This is a genomic window from Aliiruegeria sabulilitoris (assembly GCF_001558155.1).
Taxonomy (GTDB): Bacteria; Pseudomonadota; Alphaproteobacteria; order Rhodobacterales; family Rhodobacteraceae; genus Tropicimonas; species Tropicimonas sabulilitoris.
Genome location: NZ_LOAS01000002.1, coordinates 443,900 through 460,908, shown reverse-complemented (window position 1 = coordinate 460,908; position 17,009 = coordinate 443,900). Strand labels below are relative to the sequence as shown.

17 protein-coding genes and 1 riboswitch are annotated in these 17,009 nt (G+C 63.5%); of the genes, 12 read left to right on the top strand and 5 right to left on the bottom strand.

Annotated elements, in window-relative coordinates; all coding sequences use genetic code 11:
- Positions 1–99 precede the first annotated feature (99 nt).
- Complete coding sequence (locus AX756_RS04285) at positions 100–1,356, bottom strand: ABC transporter substrate-binding protein (RefSeq protein WP_231700977.1); 1,257 nt, start codon at positions 1,354–1,356, stop codon at positions 100–102.
- Positions 1,357–1,486: 130 nt separating this feature from the next.
- Between AX756_RS04285 and AX756_RS04280 the strand changes: the two genes are divergently transcribed.
- The gene (locus tag AX756_RS04280; RefSeq protein ID WP_068308969.1) at positions 1,487–2,290 is read left to right on the top strand and encodes an IclR family transcriptional regulator; all 804 of its coding nucleotides are present in this window, start codon (positions 1,487–1,489) and stop codon (positions 2,288–2,290) included.
- Positions 2,287–3,345, top strand: coding sequence for an ABC transporter ATP-binding protein (locus tag AX756_RS04275; RefSeq protein WP_068308968.1), 1,059 nt, complete (start codon positions 2,287–2,289; stop codon positions 3,343–3,345). The genes AX756_RS04280 and AX756_RS04275 overlap by 4 nt, the downstream gene beginning before the upstream one ends.
- A 484-nt stretch (positions 3,346–3,829) precedes the next feature.
- Here AX756_RS04275 and AX756_RS04265 read toward each other — a convergent pair whose 3' ends face one another.
- From AX756_RS04265 to AX756_RS04255, 3 genes are read right to left on the bottom strand one after another with little or no spacing between them, the layout of a single operon-like run.
- On the bottom strand, positions 3,830–5,239 hold the full coding sequence (locus AX756_RS04265) for a TRAP transporter large permease (protein ID WP_068308964.1): 1,410 nt from the start codon (positions 5,237–5,239) through the stop codon (positions 3,830–3,832).
- Positions 5,239–5,880, bottom strand: a complete 642-nt coding sequence (locus AX756_RS04260) for a TRAP transporter small permease subunit (protein WP_068308962.1) — start codon at positions 5,878–5,880, stop codon at positions 5,239–5,241. The genes AX756_RS04265 and AX756_RS04260 overlap by 1 nt, the downstream gene beginning before the upstream one ends.
- Positions 5,881–5,935: 55 nt before the next feature.
- Positions 5,936–6,940, bottom strand: coding sequence for a C4-dicarboxylate TRAP transporter substrate-binding protein (locus AX756_RS04255; protein WP_068308960.1), 1,005 nt, complete (start codon positions 6,938–6,940; stop codon positions 5,936–5,938).
- A gap of 384 nt (positions 6,941–7,324) precedes the next feature.
- On the opposite strand from AX756_RS04255, the gene AX756_RS04250 reads away from it, so the two are divergent.
- Positions 7,325–8,839 carry a malonate--CoA ligase gene (locus AX756_RS04250; protein ID WP_068308958.1) on the top strand — a complete coding sequence of 505 codons (1,515 nt, stop codon included), beginning with the start codon at positions 7,325–7,327 and terminating at the stop codon, positions 8,837–8,839.
- Between the two features lie 15 nt (positions 8,840–8,854).
- Here AX756_RS04250 and AX756_RS04245 read toward each other — a convergent pair whose 3' ends face one another.
- Entirely contained in the window at positions 8,855–9,967 is a 1,113-nt protein-coding gene (locus AX756_RS04245; protein WP_068308956.1) for a CaiB/BaiF CoA transferase family protein, read from the bottom strand.
- Between the two features lie 132 nt (positions 9,968–10,099).
- Positions 10,100–10,195: riboswitch (TPP riboswitch) on the top strand.
- A gap of 43 nt (positions 10,196–10,238) precedes the next feature.
- Between AX756_RS04245 and thiM the strand changes: the two genes are divergently transcribed.
- The 9 genes from thiM to AX756_RS04205 all read left to right on the top strand — a co-directional run bounded on the left by thiM (position 10,239) and on the right by AX756_RS04205 (position 17,001).
- Entirely contained in the window at positions 10,239–11,027 is a 789-nt protein-coding gene (thiM, locus tag AX756_RS04240; RefSeq protein ID WP_068308954.1) for a hydroxyethylthiazole kinase, read from the top strand.
- Positions 11,024–11,662 (top strand): thiamine phosphate synthase, encoded by a 639-nt coding sequence (gene thiE / locus AX756_RS04235; protein ID WP_068308952.1) that lies wholly within the window; start codon positions 11,024–11,026, stop codon positions 11,660–11,662. The genes thiM and thiE overlap by 4 nt, the downstream gene beginning before the upstream one ends.
- On the top strand, positions 11,659–12,465 hold the full coding sequence (thiD, locus tag AX756_RS04230) for a bifunctional hydroxymethylpyrimidine kinase/phosphomethylpyrimidine kinase (RefSeq protein ID WP_156461386.1): 807 nt from the start codon (positions 11,659–11,661) through the stop codon (positions 12,463–12,465). The genes thiE and thiD overlap by 4 nt, the downstream gene beginning before the upstream one ends.
- A 23-nt stretch (positions 12,466–12,488) precedes the next feature.
- A complete protein-coding gene (locus AX756_RS04225) occupies positions 12,489–13,424 on the top strand; it encodes an ABC transporter substrate-binding protein (protein ID WP_068308948.1) in 936 nt (311 codons plus the stop codon).
- A 26-nt stretch (positions 13,425–13,450) separates the two neighbouring features.
- Complete coding sequence (locus AX756_RS04220; RefSeq protein ID WP_068308946.1) at positions 13,451–14,176, top strand: ABC transporter ATP-binding protein; 726 nt, start codon at positions 13,451–13,453, stop codon at positions 14,174–14,176.
- Positions 14,176–14,913, top strand: coding sequence for an ABC transporter permease (locus AX756_RS04215; RefSeq protein ID WP_068308944.1), 738 nt, complete (start codon positions 14,176–14,178; stop codon positions 14,911–14,913). The genes AX756_RS04220 and AX756_RS04215 overlap by 1 nt, the downstream gene beginning before the upstream one ends.
- Positions 14,914–15,230: 317 nt before the next feature.
- Entirely contained in the window at positions 15,231–15,386 is a 156-nt protein-coding gene (locus AX756_RS25515) for a hypothetical protein (protein ID WP_156461385.1), read from the top strand.
- A 131-nt stretch (positions 15,387–15,517) separates the two neighbouring features.
- The gene (locus AX756_RS04210; protein WP_231700976.1) at positions 15,518–16,636 is read left to right on the top strand and encodes an AI-2E family transporter; all 1,119 of its coding nucleotides are present in this window, start codon (positions 15,518–15,520) and stop codon (positions 16,634–16,636) included.
- Positions 16,637–16,683: 47 nt separating this feature from the next.
- Positions 16,684–17,001, top strand: coding sequence for a hypothetical protein (locus AX756_RS04205; RefSeq protein WP_068308942.1), 318 nt, complete (start codon positions 16,684–16,686; stop codon positions 16,999–17,001).
- Positions 17,002–17,009 lie beyond the last annotated feature (8 nt).

Genomic DNA, 17,009 nt, shown 5'->3' with positions numbered 1-17,009 from the left:
TTCCGCTAAATGTTGGGATTGGGACCCGTCATCAGCCCGCGGGCGTGTCGGATCGGCAAAGGGTGGTGGGGCCGGTCGGTCCGGCCCCACCAGAGGTGGTTACTTGTAGATCCGGCCGCGGGCTTTTTCGAGCCGCTCGAGGATCTGATCCACGCGCTCAGGCTTGACCATGAACTCCTGGAAGCCTTCCATGCCCATCTTGGCCATCTCGGCCGGTGCGTCGCGGTCAAAGAACTGCGCGATGCCGCCCGGGGTGGTCGACAGAAGTTCGAAACCGGCGACGATGAACGGGTCGTCCTCGTTGACGGAAGCGTCCTTGTTGATCGGCAGCTGGCCCATGGCCGCGTTGATCTTGGTCTGGGCGTCAGCGCCCGCCAGGTAGGCCAGGAACTTCTTGGCATCTTCCACGTTCGAGGCGCCCGACGGGATGTGGACCGTATCGGTCGGCGCTTCTTCGGCGCGCGGCACGTCCGGGTTGATCGTCGGGAAGGGCAGGAAGCCGAGCGTCTCGTCGGTCATGCCACCTTCCTTGAAGACGGCGACGGCGAAGTTGCCCATCACGTAGTTTGCGGCCTTGCCCTGAACGAGAAGCGCGGCAGCATCCTGCCAGTCAAGCGCGGCGTGGTTCTGGGTGATGTAGCCCGGCTCCACCAGTTTGGCCCACTCGGCGAAGGTGGCCTTCACCTCGTCGGAGGTCCAGGCGACTTCGCCATTGGCCAGCGCCATGTGGAAGTCGTAGCCGTTCGTGCGCATGTTCAGATAGTCGAAGATGCCGGCTCCCGGCCACAACGCCTTGGTGCCGGTGGTCACGCAGTCGATCCCGGCTTCCTTGAAGGCGGCGCAGTTCTCGATGAACTGATCCCAGGTTTCCGGAACCTCGACGCCGGCGGCGGCGTAGGCCTCTTTGTTATAGTAGATGCCCCACTGGTAGTAGGTATAGGGCACGCCCCACTGCTTGCCGTCGATGGTCATGGAGGGCAGGGCAGAGGCGAGCGCATCCTTCAGACCGTGCTCTTCCCACACGTCGGACACGTCCATGAACTGGCCCGAATTGACGAAGGGCGCCATGCGGTTGCCGGCATACCAGTTGGCCAGGTCGGGGGCGTCTGCGGACAGGAAGTTGCGGATCGAGGTCTTGTAGCCTTCGTGGTCGAAGTTCTGGAACTCGATCTTGATGTCCGGGTTGGCCGCTTCGAAATCGGCGATGACCTCCTGCATGGCGGCGAGCGGCGCCGGATCGAAATCGCCGTAATATTTCACGGTTCCGGCCACGGAAGCAGAAGCGGCGATCACGGCGATTGCCGAGATCGACACGGAGAGCATGGAACGCATGGTTTCCTCCCGTTTGCGTTTCATTCTGATGTTCCAAATAATGAAACATCGTTTTGAATATTGAAACTCTAACTGCGAATCGCCTATGGTTGTCAACAGTCGAACAAGCGAATCCCCTAAAACAGGACGCAGGACCGACTGGGAGGATCGAACCATGTCTGCAGCCGGTGACGGCACTGTAGGAAAGGCTTTGGACGTGCTGGACCTGGTCGCGGCGCAGGAGAAGCCGATACGTTTTGCCGAGCTGCAGCGCATGTCCGTGCTGCCAAAAGCCACACTATACAGATTAGCGCAAACATTAGTAAATCAGGGTATGCTGGTTCATAATCCAGAAAACGGGACCTATTCCCTGGGCGTTCGCCTGGTCCGTCTGGCGCATGCGGCATGGCGGCAGGCCTCGCTTGCGCCCATCGCCCGTCGGCACCTGGATTCGCTGTCGGTGGACACTGGTCTGACGGTGCATCTGGCGCAGATGGACTACGGACACGTCCTCTATGTGGACAAGCGCAACGCGTTGGAGCCGGCGGCGATGTTTACCGATGCCGGCAAGGTCGCGCCGGCCTATTGCACCGGGGTTGGCAAGGCGATGCTGGCCTTCCTCGACGCGGATGAACTCGACCAGATCCTTGGAATGCAGAGTTTCCACCGTTTCACACCGACGACACTGGCCTCCGAAGCCGTGCTGCGACAGTCGCTGGAACGGACGCGGGCGCGTGGCTTTGCTACCGACCGCGAGGAGCATGAGGCCGGTGTGATCTGCGTCGCCATGCCGATCCTGTCCGAGGAGGAGCGGGTTCTGGGTGCGGTGAGCCTGACGGGGTCCACCTTGCGCACCGACCTGAAATCGCTGGAGGCGCATATTCCGTGCCTCAGGCAATGTGTTGAGGCGATTGCCGAGGAGGCATCGCATTGGGCTTTCCCCGTAGAGGGAAACGAAACCGGAGGGAGACTGGGATGACAGGCGTCGTTCTGAATAATGTTGTGAAGCGTTTCGGCGACGTGCAGGTGATCCACGGGGTCGACCTGGAGATCGAGGATGGCGAGTTCTGCGTCTTCGTCGGTCCGTCGGGATGCGGTAAATCTACCCTGCTGCGCATGGTGGCCGGCCTGGAGGAAACCACAGAGGGCAAGGTGCATATCGGAGAGCGGGACGTGACGGATATGGATCCGTCCGAGCGTGGCGTGGCGATGGTGTTCCAGACCTACGCGCTCTATCCGCACATGACCGTGGCGCAGAACATGGGCTTCGGGCTGAAGATGACCGGGCACCCGAAGGAGGTGATCGCGGAGAAGGTCGGAGAGGCCTCGCGTATCCTGAAGCTGGATCCCTATCTCGACCGGACGCCCAAGGCGCTCTCGGGCGGGCAACGTCAGCGGGTCGCCATCGGGCGTGCCATTGTCCGCGGCCCGGACGTGTTCCTGTTCGATGAACCGCTCTCCAACCTTGACGCCGAACTGCGGGTGGAGATGCGGGTGGAGATCGCACGCCTGCACAAGGAAATCGGCGCCACGATGATCTATGTCACCCATGATCAGACCGAGGCCATGACGCTGGCCAAGAAGATCGTGGTGCTGCGCGACGGTCGGATCGAGCAGGTCGGCAAGCCGATGGATCTGTACCGCGACCCGGACAACAAGTTCGTGGGCGGCTTCATCGGCTCGCCCGCCATGAACTTCGTCGATGGCGTGAGTGCCGGTGGCAAGGTGAGTGTTCCGGGCTTGGCGCAAGAGTTGGAACTGCCGGTCAACATGCCCGAAGAGGGGCGCAAGGTGAGTGTCGGCCTGCGCCCGGAGCATCTGGAGATGGATCCGAACGGAGACAGCCACAAGGTCGAGTTGACCGAGGCGTTGGGCGGCGTTTCCTTCGCCTATCTTCTGGCGCCGACCGGCGAACGGATCATCGTCGAGGAACGTGGCGATTTTCGCACCGAAGCCGGCGCGACGGTTGGGCTGACCTTTCCGCTCGACAAGGCCTATCTTTTCGATGCCGAGACGGAGCTTCGTATTCGCTAGAAGCCGCTCGTCCCGGCGGGATCGTCCCCCGTTCCGATCGCGTATCGGAGCGGGGTTTTCGTGTTTCGGGGCTGAAAACGGGAAATGTCGGGCAATGTGCCCCGGTGCGGGGCGGGCACCGGTTTTTGCCGCATCGCGGCGTGAGCGTTCGCATGGCCTGTGATTTCGTTCACAACTTTATCCACAGGCTGGGTGCGGCGATCTGTGCATTGCTCGACTTTCAGCCCCATGGCGGTGTTGCGTTCTGGCCGTTGCGCAGGGGGCGTTTTGTTTACCTTTTGTTAATAAATCAGCGTATTAGGCGCCGATCCACTACCTTGGGTGCCGAGGCCGGGTTGTGGCGCGCGTTACGTGTCTGACGCTAGGTCAATAAGTGCGTAGAGCCGTCGGGAATGGCGCGAAAGTTATCCACAGCGCGATTTTGCGTTCGCGGAATCGCGTGGAATCTCCCGCCCATGCGCAGTTTGCACGGGCGGGAGGCCACCTATAGCCCGAGTAGCAATCCGGGTAGGTAGAGCACAATGCCCGGCCACATCACCAGCCCGGCAATGGTCAGGGCGTCAGCGACGAAGAAGGGGGATGTGCCGCGGAACACGTCCTGCACCGACAGGTCGGGACGCACACCGGCCACGACGAAGCAGTTGAGCCCGATCGGTGGCGTGATCAGGCAGAGTTCGGCCATTTTCACCACGATGATCCCGAACCAGATCGCGCAGCCGGTGGCGGACATACCGAAGGCGCTGTCGGCGGCAGTGACATATTCCCCGCCGTTGAGCGCGATCACCGCCGGGTAGACGATGGGAAGCGTCAGCAGCAGCATGCCGATGGCGTCCATGAACATCCCCAGCACGGCATAGGCCAGCAGAATCAGCAGTAGCGTCATCATCGGCGGCTGGTGCAGCGACGTGATCCACTCGGAGAACGCCCCCGGCAGGTCGGCAAAACCGAGGAAGCGGACATAGATCAGCACCCCCCAGATGATGGTGAAGATCATCACCGAGAGCTTTGCCGTCTCCAGCAGGGCGTCCTTGAGTTGTGCCCATCGCATGCCGCGCCACACCGCGATGCAGAAAACGACGAAAGCGCCGAGCGCGCCCCCTTCGGTCGGCGTGCCCCAGGCGTCGCCGCCGAAAGGGTTGTAGACGAAGAAGAGAATGATGATCACGACGGCGAAAATCGGGGCGGCGGCCGGAAGGGCCGCGAACCGTTCGCGCCAGGTGAAGCCTGTCACCGGCGGGCCGAGATTCTTCCAGACCAACGCCATGCCGATCACCAGCGCACCATAGATCAACGCGGAGAAAGCGCCGGGGATGAAGCCCGCGAGCAGCAGTGCGCCGACATCCTGTTCGACGATGATCGCATAGATCACGAGGATCGCCGAGGGCGGGATCAACGAGGCCAGCGTGCCGGCCGCGGCCACGACCCCTGCGGCAAAACGCTTGTCATAGCCAACGGCCAGCATCTCCGGGATGGCGATGCGGGCAAAAACGGCGGAGGTGGCTACAGACGCGCCCGACACCGCGGCGAAACCGGCGGTGGCAAAGACGGTTGCCACGCCAAGCCCGCCCGGCAACCAGCCGACCCAACGTTTGGCCGCTGTGAAGAGCGCCTTGGTCAGGCCCGCGTAGTAGGCGAGATAGCCAATGAGGATGAAGGTCGGGATCAGGCTGAGCGCCTGGCTTGCCACCTTGGAGTGGGGCACCTGTCCGGCGGTCTTGGCCCCGACCGTCAGGGCCCACATGAACTGCGAAGGGTCGTAGCCCTTCTTGGCCCAGAAGATCCACACGAGCCCCGTCACCCCGGCAATTGCCGCGGCAAAGGCCACGCGGGTGCCGATCAGTACGAGAAACAACAGCAGGCCGGTAACGATCAGGCCGATATCGATGGGTTCCATCAGCTGTTCTCCTCATCGAAACCGGAAACATGTTCGGCTTCATGCGCCGCCTGCGTGGCGGCATCCTCGACCAGCGGCACGGCCACCGGGTGGTCGTCGTTGCGCAGGAAGGCGCGGCAATATCCGAAGAACTGCAACAGCAGCCGAACTGACAACACCGAGAGCGCCAGCGGCACCATTAACTTCGCGGGCCAGATCGGCAGGCCGATATCGATGGAGCTGTCGCGGCTCCACAGCGGGGAGCCGAAATCGAAGCTGCGTTGAAAATGCGCCCAGCTGCCCCAGATCAGCAAGAGCGTCACCGCCAGCATGAAAAGGGTCGCGACGGCCTCGGAGAGCCAGAGCGCCCGGCCGCCAAGCTGTCCGACAAGAATATCCATCCGGATATGTCCACCCAGCCGCATTACATAGGCCACGCCCAGCATGGTGATGACCGGCATGAATTGCTCGATCCAGTCGACATAGCCGGGAAGCGGCGCGTTGAACCCGTTTCGCCCGGCGACATTGATCACTGCGAGGATCATCAGCCCGAAAATCGCCAGCCCGCCAATCAGTGCGAGCAATGTCTCGAGTCGGAAAAGCGCCCGGTCGGCGCGAGAAAGGAAGGAGTCGTCGCTAAGGACGGAGGAGGCCCCGGCCATGTGGTCTCTTTCTGTATGGGGGAAGGGGCGCCCGCTCAGGGGCGCCCCACTAGGGTCACTCGGCCAGCGTCGATTTCACGAGATCGAGCAGTTCCTGCGCCGGAAGACCACGCTTGTTCATGTCCTCCACCCAGGCCGTAGCGGCCGGGCCGGCAACGGCCTCGCGGAAGGCGGCGAGCGTATCCTCGTCGAAGGTCACCTTCTCGATGCCCTTTTCTTCCAGCATCGGGTCCCATTTGGCCATGGTGTTGTTGTTGTAGAAGTCCACGTAATAGGCCAACGCCTCGTCGACAGAGCCCAGCAGAGCTTCGCGTTCGGCGTCGCTGAGCGCGTTCAGGGCGTCCGTGTTCACCACCACCGGGCAGTTCACGGCGCCGGGATTCAGGTTGGTCGTCCACCACGTGGCGTTTTCAACGGTACCGAAGGACATATGCGCATGCGGGGCAAAGGCCGCCGCCTTGATCACGCCCGAATCCATCGCCTGGCGTACTTCGGAGGCCGACATCGAGGTCGGCACCGCGCCCACGGTTTCCAATGCACTGCCGATGCCGCCAGTGGCGCGCACGCTGAGGCCCTTGAAGTCCTCCAGCGAATGGGGCGCGTCGCCCACACCGATCACGTTGTATTGCGGCAGCGGCGAGGGCATCAGCAGCGTCGCGTTCCAGCGGCCGAGATCCTTCACCGTCGCGGGGTGTTGATACACCGCCATCGAGACCGCGATCTCCTTTTCCAGGGAGTCGACTCCGAGGAAGGGCAGTTCCAGAACCGTGATCGAGGGGTTCTTGTCGGGGTGATACCCCGCACAGAATTGCGCCATTTCGAAAGCGCCGATCTCGATTCCGTCGAGATTCTCGCGGTTCTTCGACAGGCCACCATAGGAAATGTTGAGGGTGAACTCCCCGCCGGTCTTCTCCGAAACCAGCTCGGCCAGCTTCTCGACATTTTCGGTAAACGCGCGCCGCTTGCCCCAAAGCGAGACATTCCATTCGGTTGCAAGAGCTTCCCCGGCAAAGGCAATGCCGAGCGCCGCGATAAGACCGACCTTTATGGTCTGCTGCATTATTTTCTCCCTGTGTCGTTTTTTATGCCCACCGCTTCTGTCGGGCGGTCAGGCCGGGCAAACCCTGCGCGTAGGAGGATTCTATTGCAAGCGGCCGGGCGCTCAAATTTTGAGCGCCCGGAAAACTGTCCCCCCGGCGTCATGCGCCTCGCGCATGGGCCGATTCGGAAAAGGGACGCCGTTCAGTAACTGTCATCCTCTTTCTCCAAATATCCTTGGGGGAAGCGCGCCCAAGAGTGCAGGAGGACAACGCGCCCTCCGATCGCTGTAACCAACTCGCACCGTTCTAAAGCCTGCCCAAGTCAAAGCGACGCGTTCCGCTCCCTTGCCCTTGGAGGTGCCCCGGTTGTAGGGGAAGGTCGTAAGAAAGCCGGAGGTCCGTACATGCCCAACCCGCTCTTTGACGCTCTCTTTGCCCCGCATGTCGACAAGGAAACCCCTTTCCTTGTCATGGACACGGCGGATGACCTGACGCATGGGGCGTTCCTGCGGGAGGCGTCGCGTTTTGCGCATGCGCTCGGGGAAATGGGCCTTCGCCCCGGCGACCGTCTCGCAGTGCAGGTGGACAAGTCGCCCGAGGCGCTCGCGGTCTACGCGGCCTGCGTCATGGCTGGCATCGTCTTCTTGCCGCTCAATACCGGCTATACCCATCTCGAGGTCGATTACTTCATCGAGAATTCCGGCGCCCGGGCCGTGCTGGGGCGCGCCGACTCACTGGATGAGCTGCACAGGGATTGCGACCGCATGGGCGTGCGCTTTGAGACGCTCGAAGCCGACGGCTCCGGCAGCTTCCCCGACCTGGCGACTTTCCAGCCGACGCAATTCGACCCGGTGGAGCGTTCCGAAGACGATGTCGCGGCGTTGCTTTACACGTCCGGCACCACGGGCCTGTCGAAGGGCGCGATGCTGACCCATCGCAACCTGCTGTCGAATACGCAGGTGCTCAAGGATACCTGGCAGTTCACCGAAGAGGACGTGCTGATCCACGCGCTGCCGATCTTCCACACCCACGGGCTCTTCGTGGCAACGAATATCAGCCTTCTTGCGGGCGGTTCGATGATCTTCCTGCCGCGTTTCAACATCGAGCAGGTGCTCGAGGTCTTGCCGCAGGCAACGAGCATGATGGGCGTGCCCACATTCTACACCCGTCTCCTGGACCATCCGGACTTCACCCGCGAAACCTGTGCCAACATGCGCCTGTTCATCTCCGGCTCCGCGCCGCTGCTGTTGGAAACCCACCGGGCCTTCGAGACGCGGACCGGCCACCGTATTCTCGAACGCTACGGCATGACCGAGACCAACATGAACACCTCCAACCCGGTCGACGGCGAACGCCGCGCGGGCACTGTTGGTTTGCCGCTTCCCGGGGTGGAACTGAAGGTCACCGACCCCGACAGCGGCAAGGCACTTCCCCGCGGCGAGGTCGGCATGATCGAAGTGCGTGGCGACAACGTCTTCACGGGCTATTGGAACATGCCCGACAAGACGGCCGAGGAACTGCGCCCCGATGGCTTCTTCATCACCGGCGATCTTGGTGTTCAGAGCGAGGATGGCTATGTCACAATCGTCGGGCGCGGCAAGGACCTGATCATCTCGGGCGGCTTCAACATCTATCCCAAGGATGTCGAGCTGGTGCTGGACGAGCAGCCCGGTGTGCTCGAAAGCGCGGTCATCGGCGCGCCCCATCCCGATTTCGGCGAGAGCGTCGTGGCCGTGCTGGTGCCCGAGCCCGGCGCGGTTCTGGACATTGCCGGGATCGAGGCCGGTATCAGCGGGCGGCTCGCGCGGTTCAAGCAGCCGCGCCATTACGTGATCCTGGACGAATTGCCGCGCAACACGATGGGCAAGGTGCAAAAGAAGCTGCTGCGCAAGACCTACAAGGCGGTCTTCCAAGGCTAGGCGCGCCTCAGTTTCTTACGGGTCCTGTTCCCCGAGCTTTGGCGCGCTCTTGTCCAATGCCAATTCGGCATCGGAGAACCGCCACGGCCCGCGGACACCTGGTATGCCCTCGGGCGTGATCCTGAGGCCGCGCGCGATCACTTGCGGATCGGCAAAGACCCCAGCCATGTCGTTGATCGGCCCGGCGGGCACGGTTGCGGCCTCCAGCGCGGCCAGCAGTTCCGCCGAAGGCCAACGCCCGGTCAGCGGTTCGAGGAAATCGGTCAGCGCCACCCGGTTCTCCACCCGCGCGGCATTGGTGGCATAGCTGGGGTGGTCCGCCAGCGAGGGCTGCCCGAGCACCTCGCAAAAACGCCGGAACTGCCCGTCATTGCCAACCGCCACGATGATATGCCCGTCCGCCGTCGGCAGCACCTGGTAGGGGACGATATTGGGATGAGCATTGCCGCGCCGCGTCGGTGGCTCGCCAGTGGCAAGGTAGTTCATCGCCTGGTTGGCCATCATCGCGGTGGCGCAATCGAGCAGCGACATGTCGATATGCTGGCCGCGCCCTGTGCGGTGCCGTTGTTCCACCGCCGCGAGTATCCCCACCGCGCCATAGAGGCCGGTTACGATATCGGTCACGGCAACACCGACCTTCTGTGGCTGCCGGTCGGGCTCGCCCGTCACCGACATCAGGCCGGACATGCCCTGGATCAGGAAGTCATAGCCGGCGCGGCTGGCATATGGGCCGGTTTGCCCGAAACCGGTGATCGAGCAATAGATCAGGCGCGGGTTGAGCGCTTGCAGGCTGTCATAGTCCAGCCCGTATTTTGCCAGCCCCCCAAGCTTGAAATTCTCCACCAGGATATCGGCGTCCGCCACCAGTTCGCGCACACGCGCCTGGCCTTCAGCGGTGCGAAAATCGGCCACGACCGAGTGCTTGCCGCGATTGGCGGCATAGAAATAGGCCGCCGAGACATCGCCATCGCGTTCGATAAAGGGCGGACCCCAGCGGCGCGTGTCGTCGCCCTCGGGCGCCTCGACCTTGATCACCTCTGCGCCCAGGTCGGCCAGCGCCTGGCCGATCCAGGGACCGGCGAGAATGCGGGCAAGCTCAACGACTTTCAACCCGGCCAGCGGTGTCATGCCAGTCCTCCCTCATTGGATCAGTTCCTTGTGACGCAGCCGCTCCCGCAGCGCAACTCATGGCGAGGCTGGCCCTGTTCTGTTGGCGTCGTTTTGGCGCGTGACATTCCCGGCGAGATCTGTTTTGAAACCGCTCATCGACGGGGGCGTCCGCAATAGCGGTCTGAGAAGAACCCTTTGAACCTGAACCAGTATGATGCTGGCGGAGGGAGTCGGGGCAGGCAGGCGATGATCGACTGACAGCCCGGGGTCTCCGCCACAGGAGACCCAGATGTCCAGCCCCTCGCAATCCCTTGCCGCCATGCGTGCCGCCGCGCCGCTGGTGCATTGCATCACCAATTACGTGGCGATGAATTTCCAGGCCAACGTGCTTCTGGCAGCGGGCGCCGCGCCGGCCATGGTGCATGATCCCGAGGAATCGGGGGAGTTCGCGGCGATTGCCCCGGCGGTCTCGGTCAATATCGGCACGCTCAGCCCGCGTTGGGTGGAGGGTATGCTCGAAGCTGCCACCGTAGCGCGCAAGACGAACACCCCTTGGGTGCTGGACCCGGTCGCCTGTTTCGCAACCGAGCTGCGGCGCGAGGCGACGGTGAAGTTGATGAAGCTCGGGCCGAGCATCCTGCGTGGCAATGCCTCCGAAATTCTGGCCATCGCCAGGCAGGACAGCGCTGGCAGCGGCGTGGATGCCGGTGACACGGTCGCCGCCGCCGAACAGGCCGCTCGCAAGGTCGCCCGCGACGCGCACTGCATCGTGGCCGTGACCGGCGAGATCGATTTCGTAACCGATGGCCAGAAGGCCGTGCGAATCTCCGGCGGCTCGCCGCTGATGCCGCAGGTTACCGCGACGGGGTGTTCGCTGAGCGCGCTTTGCGCCGCCTATGCCGCCGCGGTGGAGGACAGGTTCGCCGCGACGGTCGGCGCACTCAGCCATTTCGCGGCCGCTGGCGAGGCCGCCGCTGCCAAGGTCGAAGGTCCGGGCGGCTTTGCCTCCGCTTTCCTCGATGCGCTGGCCGCCGTCACGCCGGAGACCATCGGAGATGACCGGGTCACCCCGGCATGAGGAAACAGTTGGACCTTTCGGCCTATCTCGTGCTCGATCCCTGCCTTTGTGCCGGTTTGGGCATGGTCGAGACGGCGCGGGCCGCTGTCGCGGGGGGCGTGGGCGTCGTGCAACTTCGCCACAAACAGGCCGGAACCGCCGAGATGATCGCGATTGGCAGGGCCTTGCAGGCCGTGCTGGCGGGAACCGGCGCCGCGCTTGTGGTCAATGACGATGTGGCTGCCGCCAAGGCACTCGGTGCCGATGGGCTGCATATCGGACAAGGCGACATGGCGGTGAAGAAGGCACGCTCGGTCATCGGCCCGGAGATGGTGCTGGGCCTGTCGGTGGAGAACGTGGCCCACGCGAGGGCGGTCGATCCGAAAGTGGTCGACTATGTCGGCGTCAGCCCGGTTTTCGGAACGCCCACCAAATCCGACCATGCCCCGCCCGTGGGCATCGACGGACTGCGCCGGATTGTCGAGATCTGCCCGATTCCGGCGGTCGGCATCGGCGGGCTAGGGCCACAGCATGCGGACGATGTGATCGGGGCGGGAGCGGCCGGCTTGGCCGTCGTCTCGGCCATTTGCGGCCAGCCGGACCCGGAAGCGGCCGCGCGGGCGCTTGTGAGCGCGGTCAAGGAGGCACGAGGATGAGTGTTGCAACAGCAATGTCGATTGCCGGGTCGGACCCGTCGGGCGGCGCCGGGATCCAGGCGGATCTGAAATCGTTCTCGGCGCGCGGCGTCTATGGCATGGCGGCGATCACCGCGCTGACGGCGCAGAATACGCAAGGTGTCGCCGGCGTTCACGTCGTTCCGGCCGATTTCGTTTCCCAACAGATCCGGACGGTGTTCGACGATATCGACGTGCATGCGGTCAAGATCGGCATGATCGCCAATGCCGAGATCGCCTTGGCCGTGGCGGAGGCGCTGGCCGGTTTCTCCGGTGCTGTCGTGCTGGATCCGGTGATGGTGGCCAAGGGGGGGAATCCGCTTTTGCCCGAGCAGGCGGTGTCGGCCCTGCGCGCGAAGCTTCTGCCACTGGCAACCGTTCTGACCCCGAACCTGCCCGAAGCCGGCGCGCTTCTGGGCGAGCGCGCCGCAACCAGCCGGGAGACGATGAAAGCGCAAGGGTTGGCACTTCTGGAACACGGGCCGAAAGCGGTTTTCATGAAGGGCGGTCATCTGGAGGCCGCGGACTGCCCCGACCTGCTGGTCACGCGAGAGACCGAAATCTGGCTCGACGGGCCGCGCTTCAAGACGAAGAACACCCACGGCACCGGCTGCTCGATCTCGTCCGCCATCGCGGCGGAGCTGGCCAAGGGGAAGGAACTTGCCGAGGCGGTGACAGCCGCCCGCCGCTGGTTGCAAGGCGCCATCGAGAGCGCCGACAGCCTTGGTATCGGCCATGGTCACGGCCCGACGCACCATTTCTACGCGCTCTGGCCTGTCGCCTGAGCCTGTCTTAACGGAGAAAAACAATGCGCGTTCTCGCATTTGCCGCGGCGCTTCTGGCCGCAACCCCGGCGCTGGCCGCCGACAAGATGACCCTGATCCTCGACTGGTTCGTGAACCCCGATCACGGCCCGATCATCGTGGCCGAGGAACTGGGCTATTTCGAGGAGGCCGGGCTGGAAGTCGAGGTGATCGCGCCTTCGGACCCGTCCGATCCGCCAAAACTGGTGGCTGCGGGCAAGGCGGATCTCGCCATTTCCTACCAGCCGCAGCTGCACCTTCAGGTGTCCGAGGGGCTGCCGTTGATCCGGGTCGGAACGCTGATCGGTACGCCGCTGACCTGCCTTCTGGTGCTGGAGGACGGGCCGGTGAAGGAGATCGCGGATCTGAAGGGGCGCAAGGTCGGCTTCTCGGTCGCCGGTGTCGAGGAGGTGCTTCTGAGCCGTGTGCTCGCCAATAACGGGCTGAGCATGTCGGATGTGGAGTTGATCAACGTCAACTGGTCGCTCTCGCCCTCGCTGATGGCGGGTCAGGTGGATGCTGTCATGGGCGCCTTCCGCAATTTCGAGCTGAACCAGATGGAGATCGCGGGCGTGCCCGGCCGCTGCTTCTATCTGGAGGAGGCGGGGCTGCCGCCCTATGACGAACTGATCTACGTGGCCAACCCGGAGACGATGGACACCGACAAGATCGCCCGTTTCCTCGGCGCAACGGAAAAGGCGACCCATCATATCGTCAACAACCCCGAAGCGTCCTGGGAGGTGTTTTCCGGCACCGCTGCCGAGCTGAAGGACGAGCTGAACGCGAAAGCCTGGGTGGATACGTGGCCGCGTTTCTCGCTGGCCCCGGCAGGGCTCGACGCGGGGCGCTACGCACGCTTCGAGGCGTTCATGCAGGAAGCCGGTCTGCTGGCCGATAGCCGCCCGGTTTCGGCCCTTGCGGTGGATCTCGGTGCGCAATGAGTGGGCCGGAGCAGGGCTGAGGAAAGATGGAACAGGCACCGGCCATTGCGTTCACCGGCACGGCGCGGTTCGACGCGCATCAGCTCTTCCCGCCGGTTTCGCTGGAGATCGACAGTGGCGGCTGGTCCTGCCTGCTGGGTCCGTCGGGTTGCGGCAAGAGCACGATCCTGCGGTTGATCGCGGCGCTGGAAACCGGGGTGACCTTTGAAGGGCATATACGCCCCTCGGACGGCAGGCAGTTGGAGGGGCGCGTGGCGTTTATGGCGCAGACGGATCTGCTGCTGCCTTGGCTCGACGTGATCGGCAACGTGACACTCGGGGCGCGGTTGCGGGGCGAAGCGGTAGACGAGGATGCCGCCCGTGCGCTTGTTGCCCGGTTGGGGCTGGGTGCGCATGCGGAGAAACGCCCCGCCCAGCTCTCCGGCGGGCAGAGGCAGCGCGTTGCCTTGGCGCGCACGCTGATGGAAGACCGGCCCGTCGTACTGTTGGATGAGCCCTTCTCGGCGCTCGATGCGCGGATGCGCGCTGAGATGCAGGAGCTTGCCGCAGAGCACCTTTCGGGGCGCAGCGTGCTGCTCGTCACCCATGATCCGGGCGAGGCGGCCCGGCTGGGGGACCGGGTTTTCCTGCTCGATGAGGGGGGGATGACCGAGGCCGTTCCGCCGGACCTGCCGACCATACGTCCGGTGGACGACCCGGAGACGCTGGCTTTTCAGGCCCGGCTGCTCCGGGCCTTGCGGGAGGGACGCTGATGGCCGGGGTCAAACGCGGTCTCGCGGCGGCTGCTCTGTTTGTCTGTCTTTGGCAGGCGCTTGTCGTGTTCGGAGACCTGCCGGCGTTCATCCTGCCCGGGCCAGTGCGGGTGGCGGAGGCGCTTTGGAAAAACGCCGGGCTGATCGCGTGGCATACCGGAATCACCGCCGTCGAGGTGCTGGCTGGGCTGGCGCTGGGCACGGCTTTCGGGGCTGCCACCGCGCTGTTGCTGGCCGTCTCGCAAATGGCGCGCTACCTTATCAAGCCGGCATTGGTGGCCACCCAGGCTCTGCCCGTCTTCGCGCTGGCGCCGATCCTGACGCTCTGGCTCGGCTATGGCATCTGGTCCAAGGTGCTGATGGCGGTCCTCATCATTTATTTCCCCGTGGCCTCCGCCTTTTTCGACGGACTGATGCGCACCCCGCCGGGATGGCTGGACCTCGGCCGGACCATGGGAGCCTCGCCCGCGCGATTGCTGTGGCGCATCCGCGTGCCGGCGGCGATCCCGTCGCTTGCCTCCGGGCTGCGGTTGGCGGCGGTCTATGCGCCGATTGGCGCGGTGATCGGCGAGTGGGTGGGCGCGGCCGGGGGGCTGGGCTACCTGATGCTGCTGGCAAATGGGCGGGTGAAGATCGACCTGATGTTCGCCGCGCTCTTCGTTCTGGCCGCGCTGACCCTCCTTCTGCACCGCGCGGTTGGGTGGGCCTGCGACCGGTTGGTGGAGCGGATCGATTGAGTTTCGTCCACCAAGTTATCCACAGATATTTCCGCCCGAGGCCGGATCCAGACGCCCAAAGGTAGGCAAAAATCATCGGATCCGGTTTCCGATAAAAACAACATTCCAGAAATTGGATGTTCTGCAACATATTAAAATATAATGTAAAAAGCAAACTCTTGCATAGCATCTAACATTTCTTCTGTGAGTTTTCACAAAATCGGTTCAAAGCCCATGCATCGCCGCCATGTCCATGTGAGCCTCCGGTCACGCGAAGGCGCCATTTGAGGGTGGTCCCGACATGGATGCGGGAAAGTTTTGCACATTGTCCACGGGCAGTGTCGGCGGATGGATATGCTGACCATCACGGACAGATCGGGCAGGGCACGAACCGCTGGCAGGCGATGCTTCGGGCGCTGGACGTACCGGATAGCGGCCCGCGCTTGTTGCTGGAACTGGCCGATATCAACGATCTCCCCGTTTCGATGCGCTAAGATCGGGCGCAGAAGCTTGCGCGGGAGCGACATCGGCGTAAGCCGAAGTTTCCTGTTGCAACCGGGTAGCTTGCGGGCAGAGGATCGGTCGGGACCAGCCGGCCAGACGGTTTTGAAAGAGTCGAGGACGAATGATGGAACCTCACATGGAAGACGCGGGCTTGCGACGACGGCTGATGACGCTGGAATTCTGGCGCGATCTGCTGCTTTTGCTGACGCTGGCCGTGACCGGGCTGGTTTACGGCGCAGGGTTTCTCGTGCCCCTGACCTTCGCCGCCCTTGTCGTGGTGCTGCTGAATGCCGTGGCCGACCGGGTCTCCGCGATCCCGCTGGCCGGCCAGTTCGTGCCGCTCTGGTTGGCCAATGTGATCGGCATCCTGCTGGTATTGTTCGGCTTCGCGGTGATTGCCCTTATCCTGTCCAGCCAGGCCGACGGGGTTGCCGAGACCATTCCGCGATATGCCGAGCGGCTGGAGGCCATCCTGGCCTCGCTGGTGTCGCTGGTGGGCGAAGAGAACGCGCTGGAAGTGCGCCAGGTACTGCAGGAGGTAGACATGTCCGGCTGGGCTCTCGGGGCGCTCGGCTCGGCCGGCGGGTTTCTCAGCGGGTTCCTGCTGGTCATGCTCTACATCCCGTTCATGATGGTCGAAACCGGGCCGATGGGACGCAAGCTCCGGATCGCGGCGCCCAATCGGAGGGCCGCTGCGGAGATTTCCAAGATCACGCGATCGATCTCGCGCGGTCTGCAGCGCTATATCGGCGTCAAGACCTTCGTCTCGTTGCTGACCGGGCTGTTCAGCTATGCGGTGATGAAGCCGATGGGGCTGGATTTTGCCGAGACATGGGCGGTGCTGGCCTTTGCGCTCAATTTCATTCCGTCCATCGGCTCGGTCCTCGGTGTAGTCCTGCCGGCCATCGTGGCGCTGGTTCAGTTCGACACCATCACGCCATTCCTGGTCATCGTGTTGGGCTGCGGCACGGTTCAGTTTTCCATCGGAAATATCCTCGAGCCAGCCATTTTCGGCCGCTCATTGAACCTGTCCCCGTTTCTGGTGATCCTTGCGCTGACTTTCTGGACGGCGGTTTGGGGGGTGGCGGGAGCGCTCCTTTCGGTGCCGATCATGGTGGGGTTCCTGATCGTTTTCGCGCATATTCCCTGCATGCAATGGCTGGCCATTCTGATGTCGGGCGACGGAGACCTGTCAGGGATCATGGAGATCGACGAGGAAGAGAGAGCCGTGCGCGCATGAACGGGACATTCTTCGCAAATGGTCCTGTAGGGTAAAGGGAGATCGAGATGCCACTCAAAGCGGAATTGGAACGCGAGGTCGCCGAGCTGAAGCGCGAACTGGAAGCCGTGCGCAAAGGCGCGACATCATCGGATGACAGTGCCTCCGGGGAAGCCAGCGAACCGACGGCGGAGGAAGACGGGGATCAGGGCGGTGACGGCAAGCAATCCACACTGGACTGGGCACTCGGACAGCTCGACGGCAGCGAACTGGAGCGGCTGTTCCGGGAATTCGTGGCGGAGCTCGAAGATATGCAGGAACACAAGCCCCTGATGACGTTATTCGGTGCCTTCGTGCTGGGTTACGTTCTCGGGCGGGCACGGTAGCGGAGGGC

Coding starts and splice junctions, on each gene's coding strand:
- AX756_RS04285 (WP_231700977.1), bottom strand. CDS start 1,356: ATGAAACGCAAACGGGAGGAAACCATGCGTTCCATGCTCTCCGTGTCG.
- AX756_RS04280 (WP_068308969.1), top strand. CDS start 1,487: ATGTCTGCAGCCGGTGACGGCACTGTAGGAAAGGCTTTGGACGTGCTG.
- AX756_RS04275 (WP_068308968.1), top strand. CDS start 2,287: ATGACAGGCGTCGTTCTGAATAATGTTGTGAAGCGTTTCGGCGACGTG.
- AX756_RS04265 (WP_068308964.1), bottom strand. CDS start 5,239: ATGGAACCCATCGATATCGGCCTGATCGTTACCGGCCTGCTGTTGTTT.
- AX756_RS04260 (WP_068308962.1), bottom strand. CDS start 5,880: ATGGCCGGGGCCTCCTCCGTCCTTAGCGACGACTCCTTCCTTTCTCGC.
- AX756_RS04255 (WP_068308960.1), bottom strand. CDS start 6,940: ATGCAGCAGACCATAAAGGTCGGTCTTATCGCGGCGCTCGGCATTGCC.
- AX756_RS04250 (WP_068308958.1), top strand. CDS start 7,325: ATGCCCAACCCGCTCTTTGACGCTCTCTTTGCCCCGCATGTCGACAAG.
- AX756_RS04245 (WP_068308956.1), bottom strand. CDS start 9,967: ATGACACCGCTGGCCGGGTTGAAAGTCGTTGAGCTTGCCCGCATTCTC.
- thiM (WP_068308954.1), top strand. CDS start 10,239: ATGTCCAGCCCCTCGCAATCCCTTGCCGCCATGCGTGCCGCCGCGCCG.
- thiE (WP_068308952.1), top strand. CDS start 11,024: ATGAGGAAACAGTTGGACCTTTCGGCCTATCTCGTGCTCGATCCCTGC.
- thiD (WP_156461386.1), top strand. CDS start 11,659: ATGAGTGTTGCAACAGCAATGTCGATTGCCGGGTCGGACCCGTCGGGC.
- AX756_RS04225 (WP_068308948.1), top strand. CDS start 12,489: ATGCGCGTTCTCGCATTTGCCGCGGCGCTTCTGGCCGCAACCCCGGCG.
- AX756_RS04220 (WP_068308946.1), top strand. CDS start 13,451: ATGGAACAGGCACCGGCCATTGCGTTCACCGGCACGGCGCGGTTCGAC.
- AX756_RS04215 (WP_068308944.1), top strand. CDS start 14,176: ATGGCCGGGGTCAAACGCGGTCTCGCGGCGGCTGCTCTGTTTGTCTGT.
- AX756_RS04210 (WP_231700976.1), top strand. CDS start 15,518: ATGATGGAACCTCACATGGAAGACGCGGGCTTGCGACGACGGCTGATG.
- AX756_RS04205 (WP_068308942.1), top strand. CDS start 16,684: ATGCCACTCAAAGCGGAATTGGAACGCGAGGTCGCCGAGCTGAAGCGC.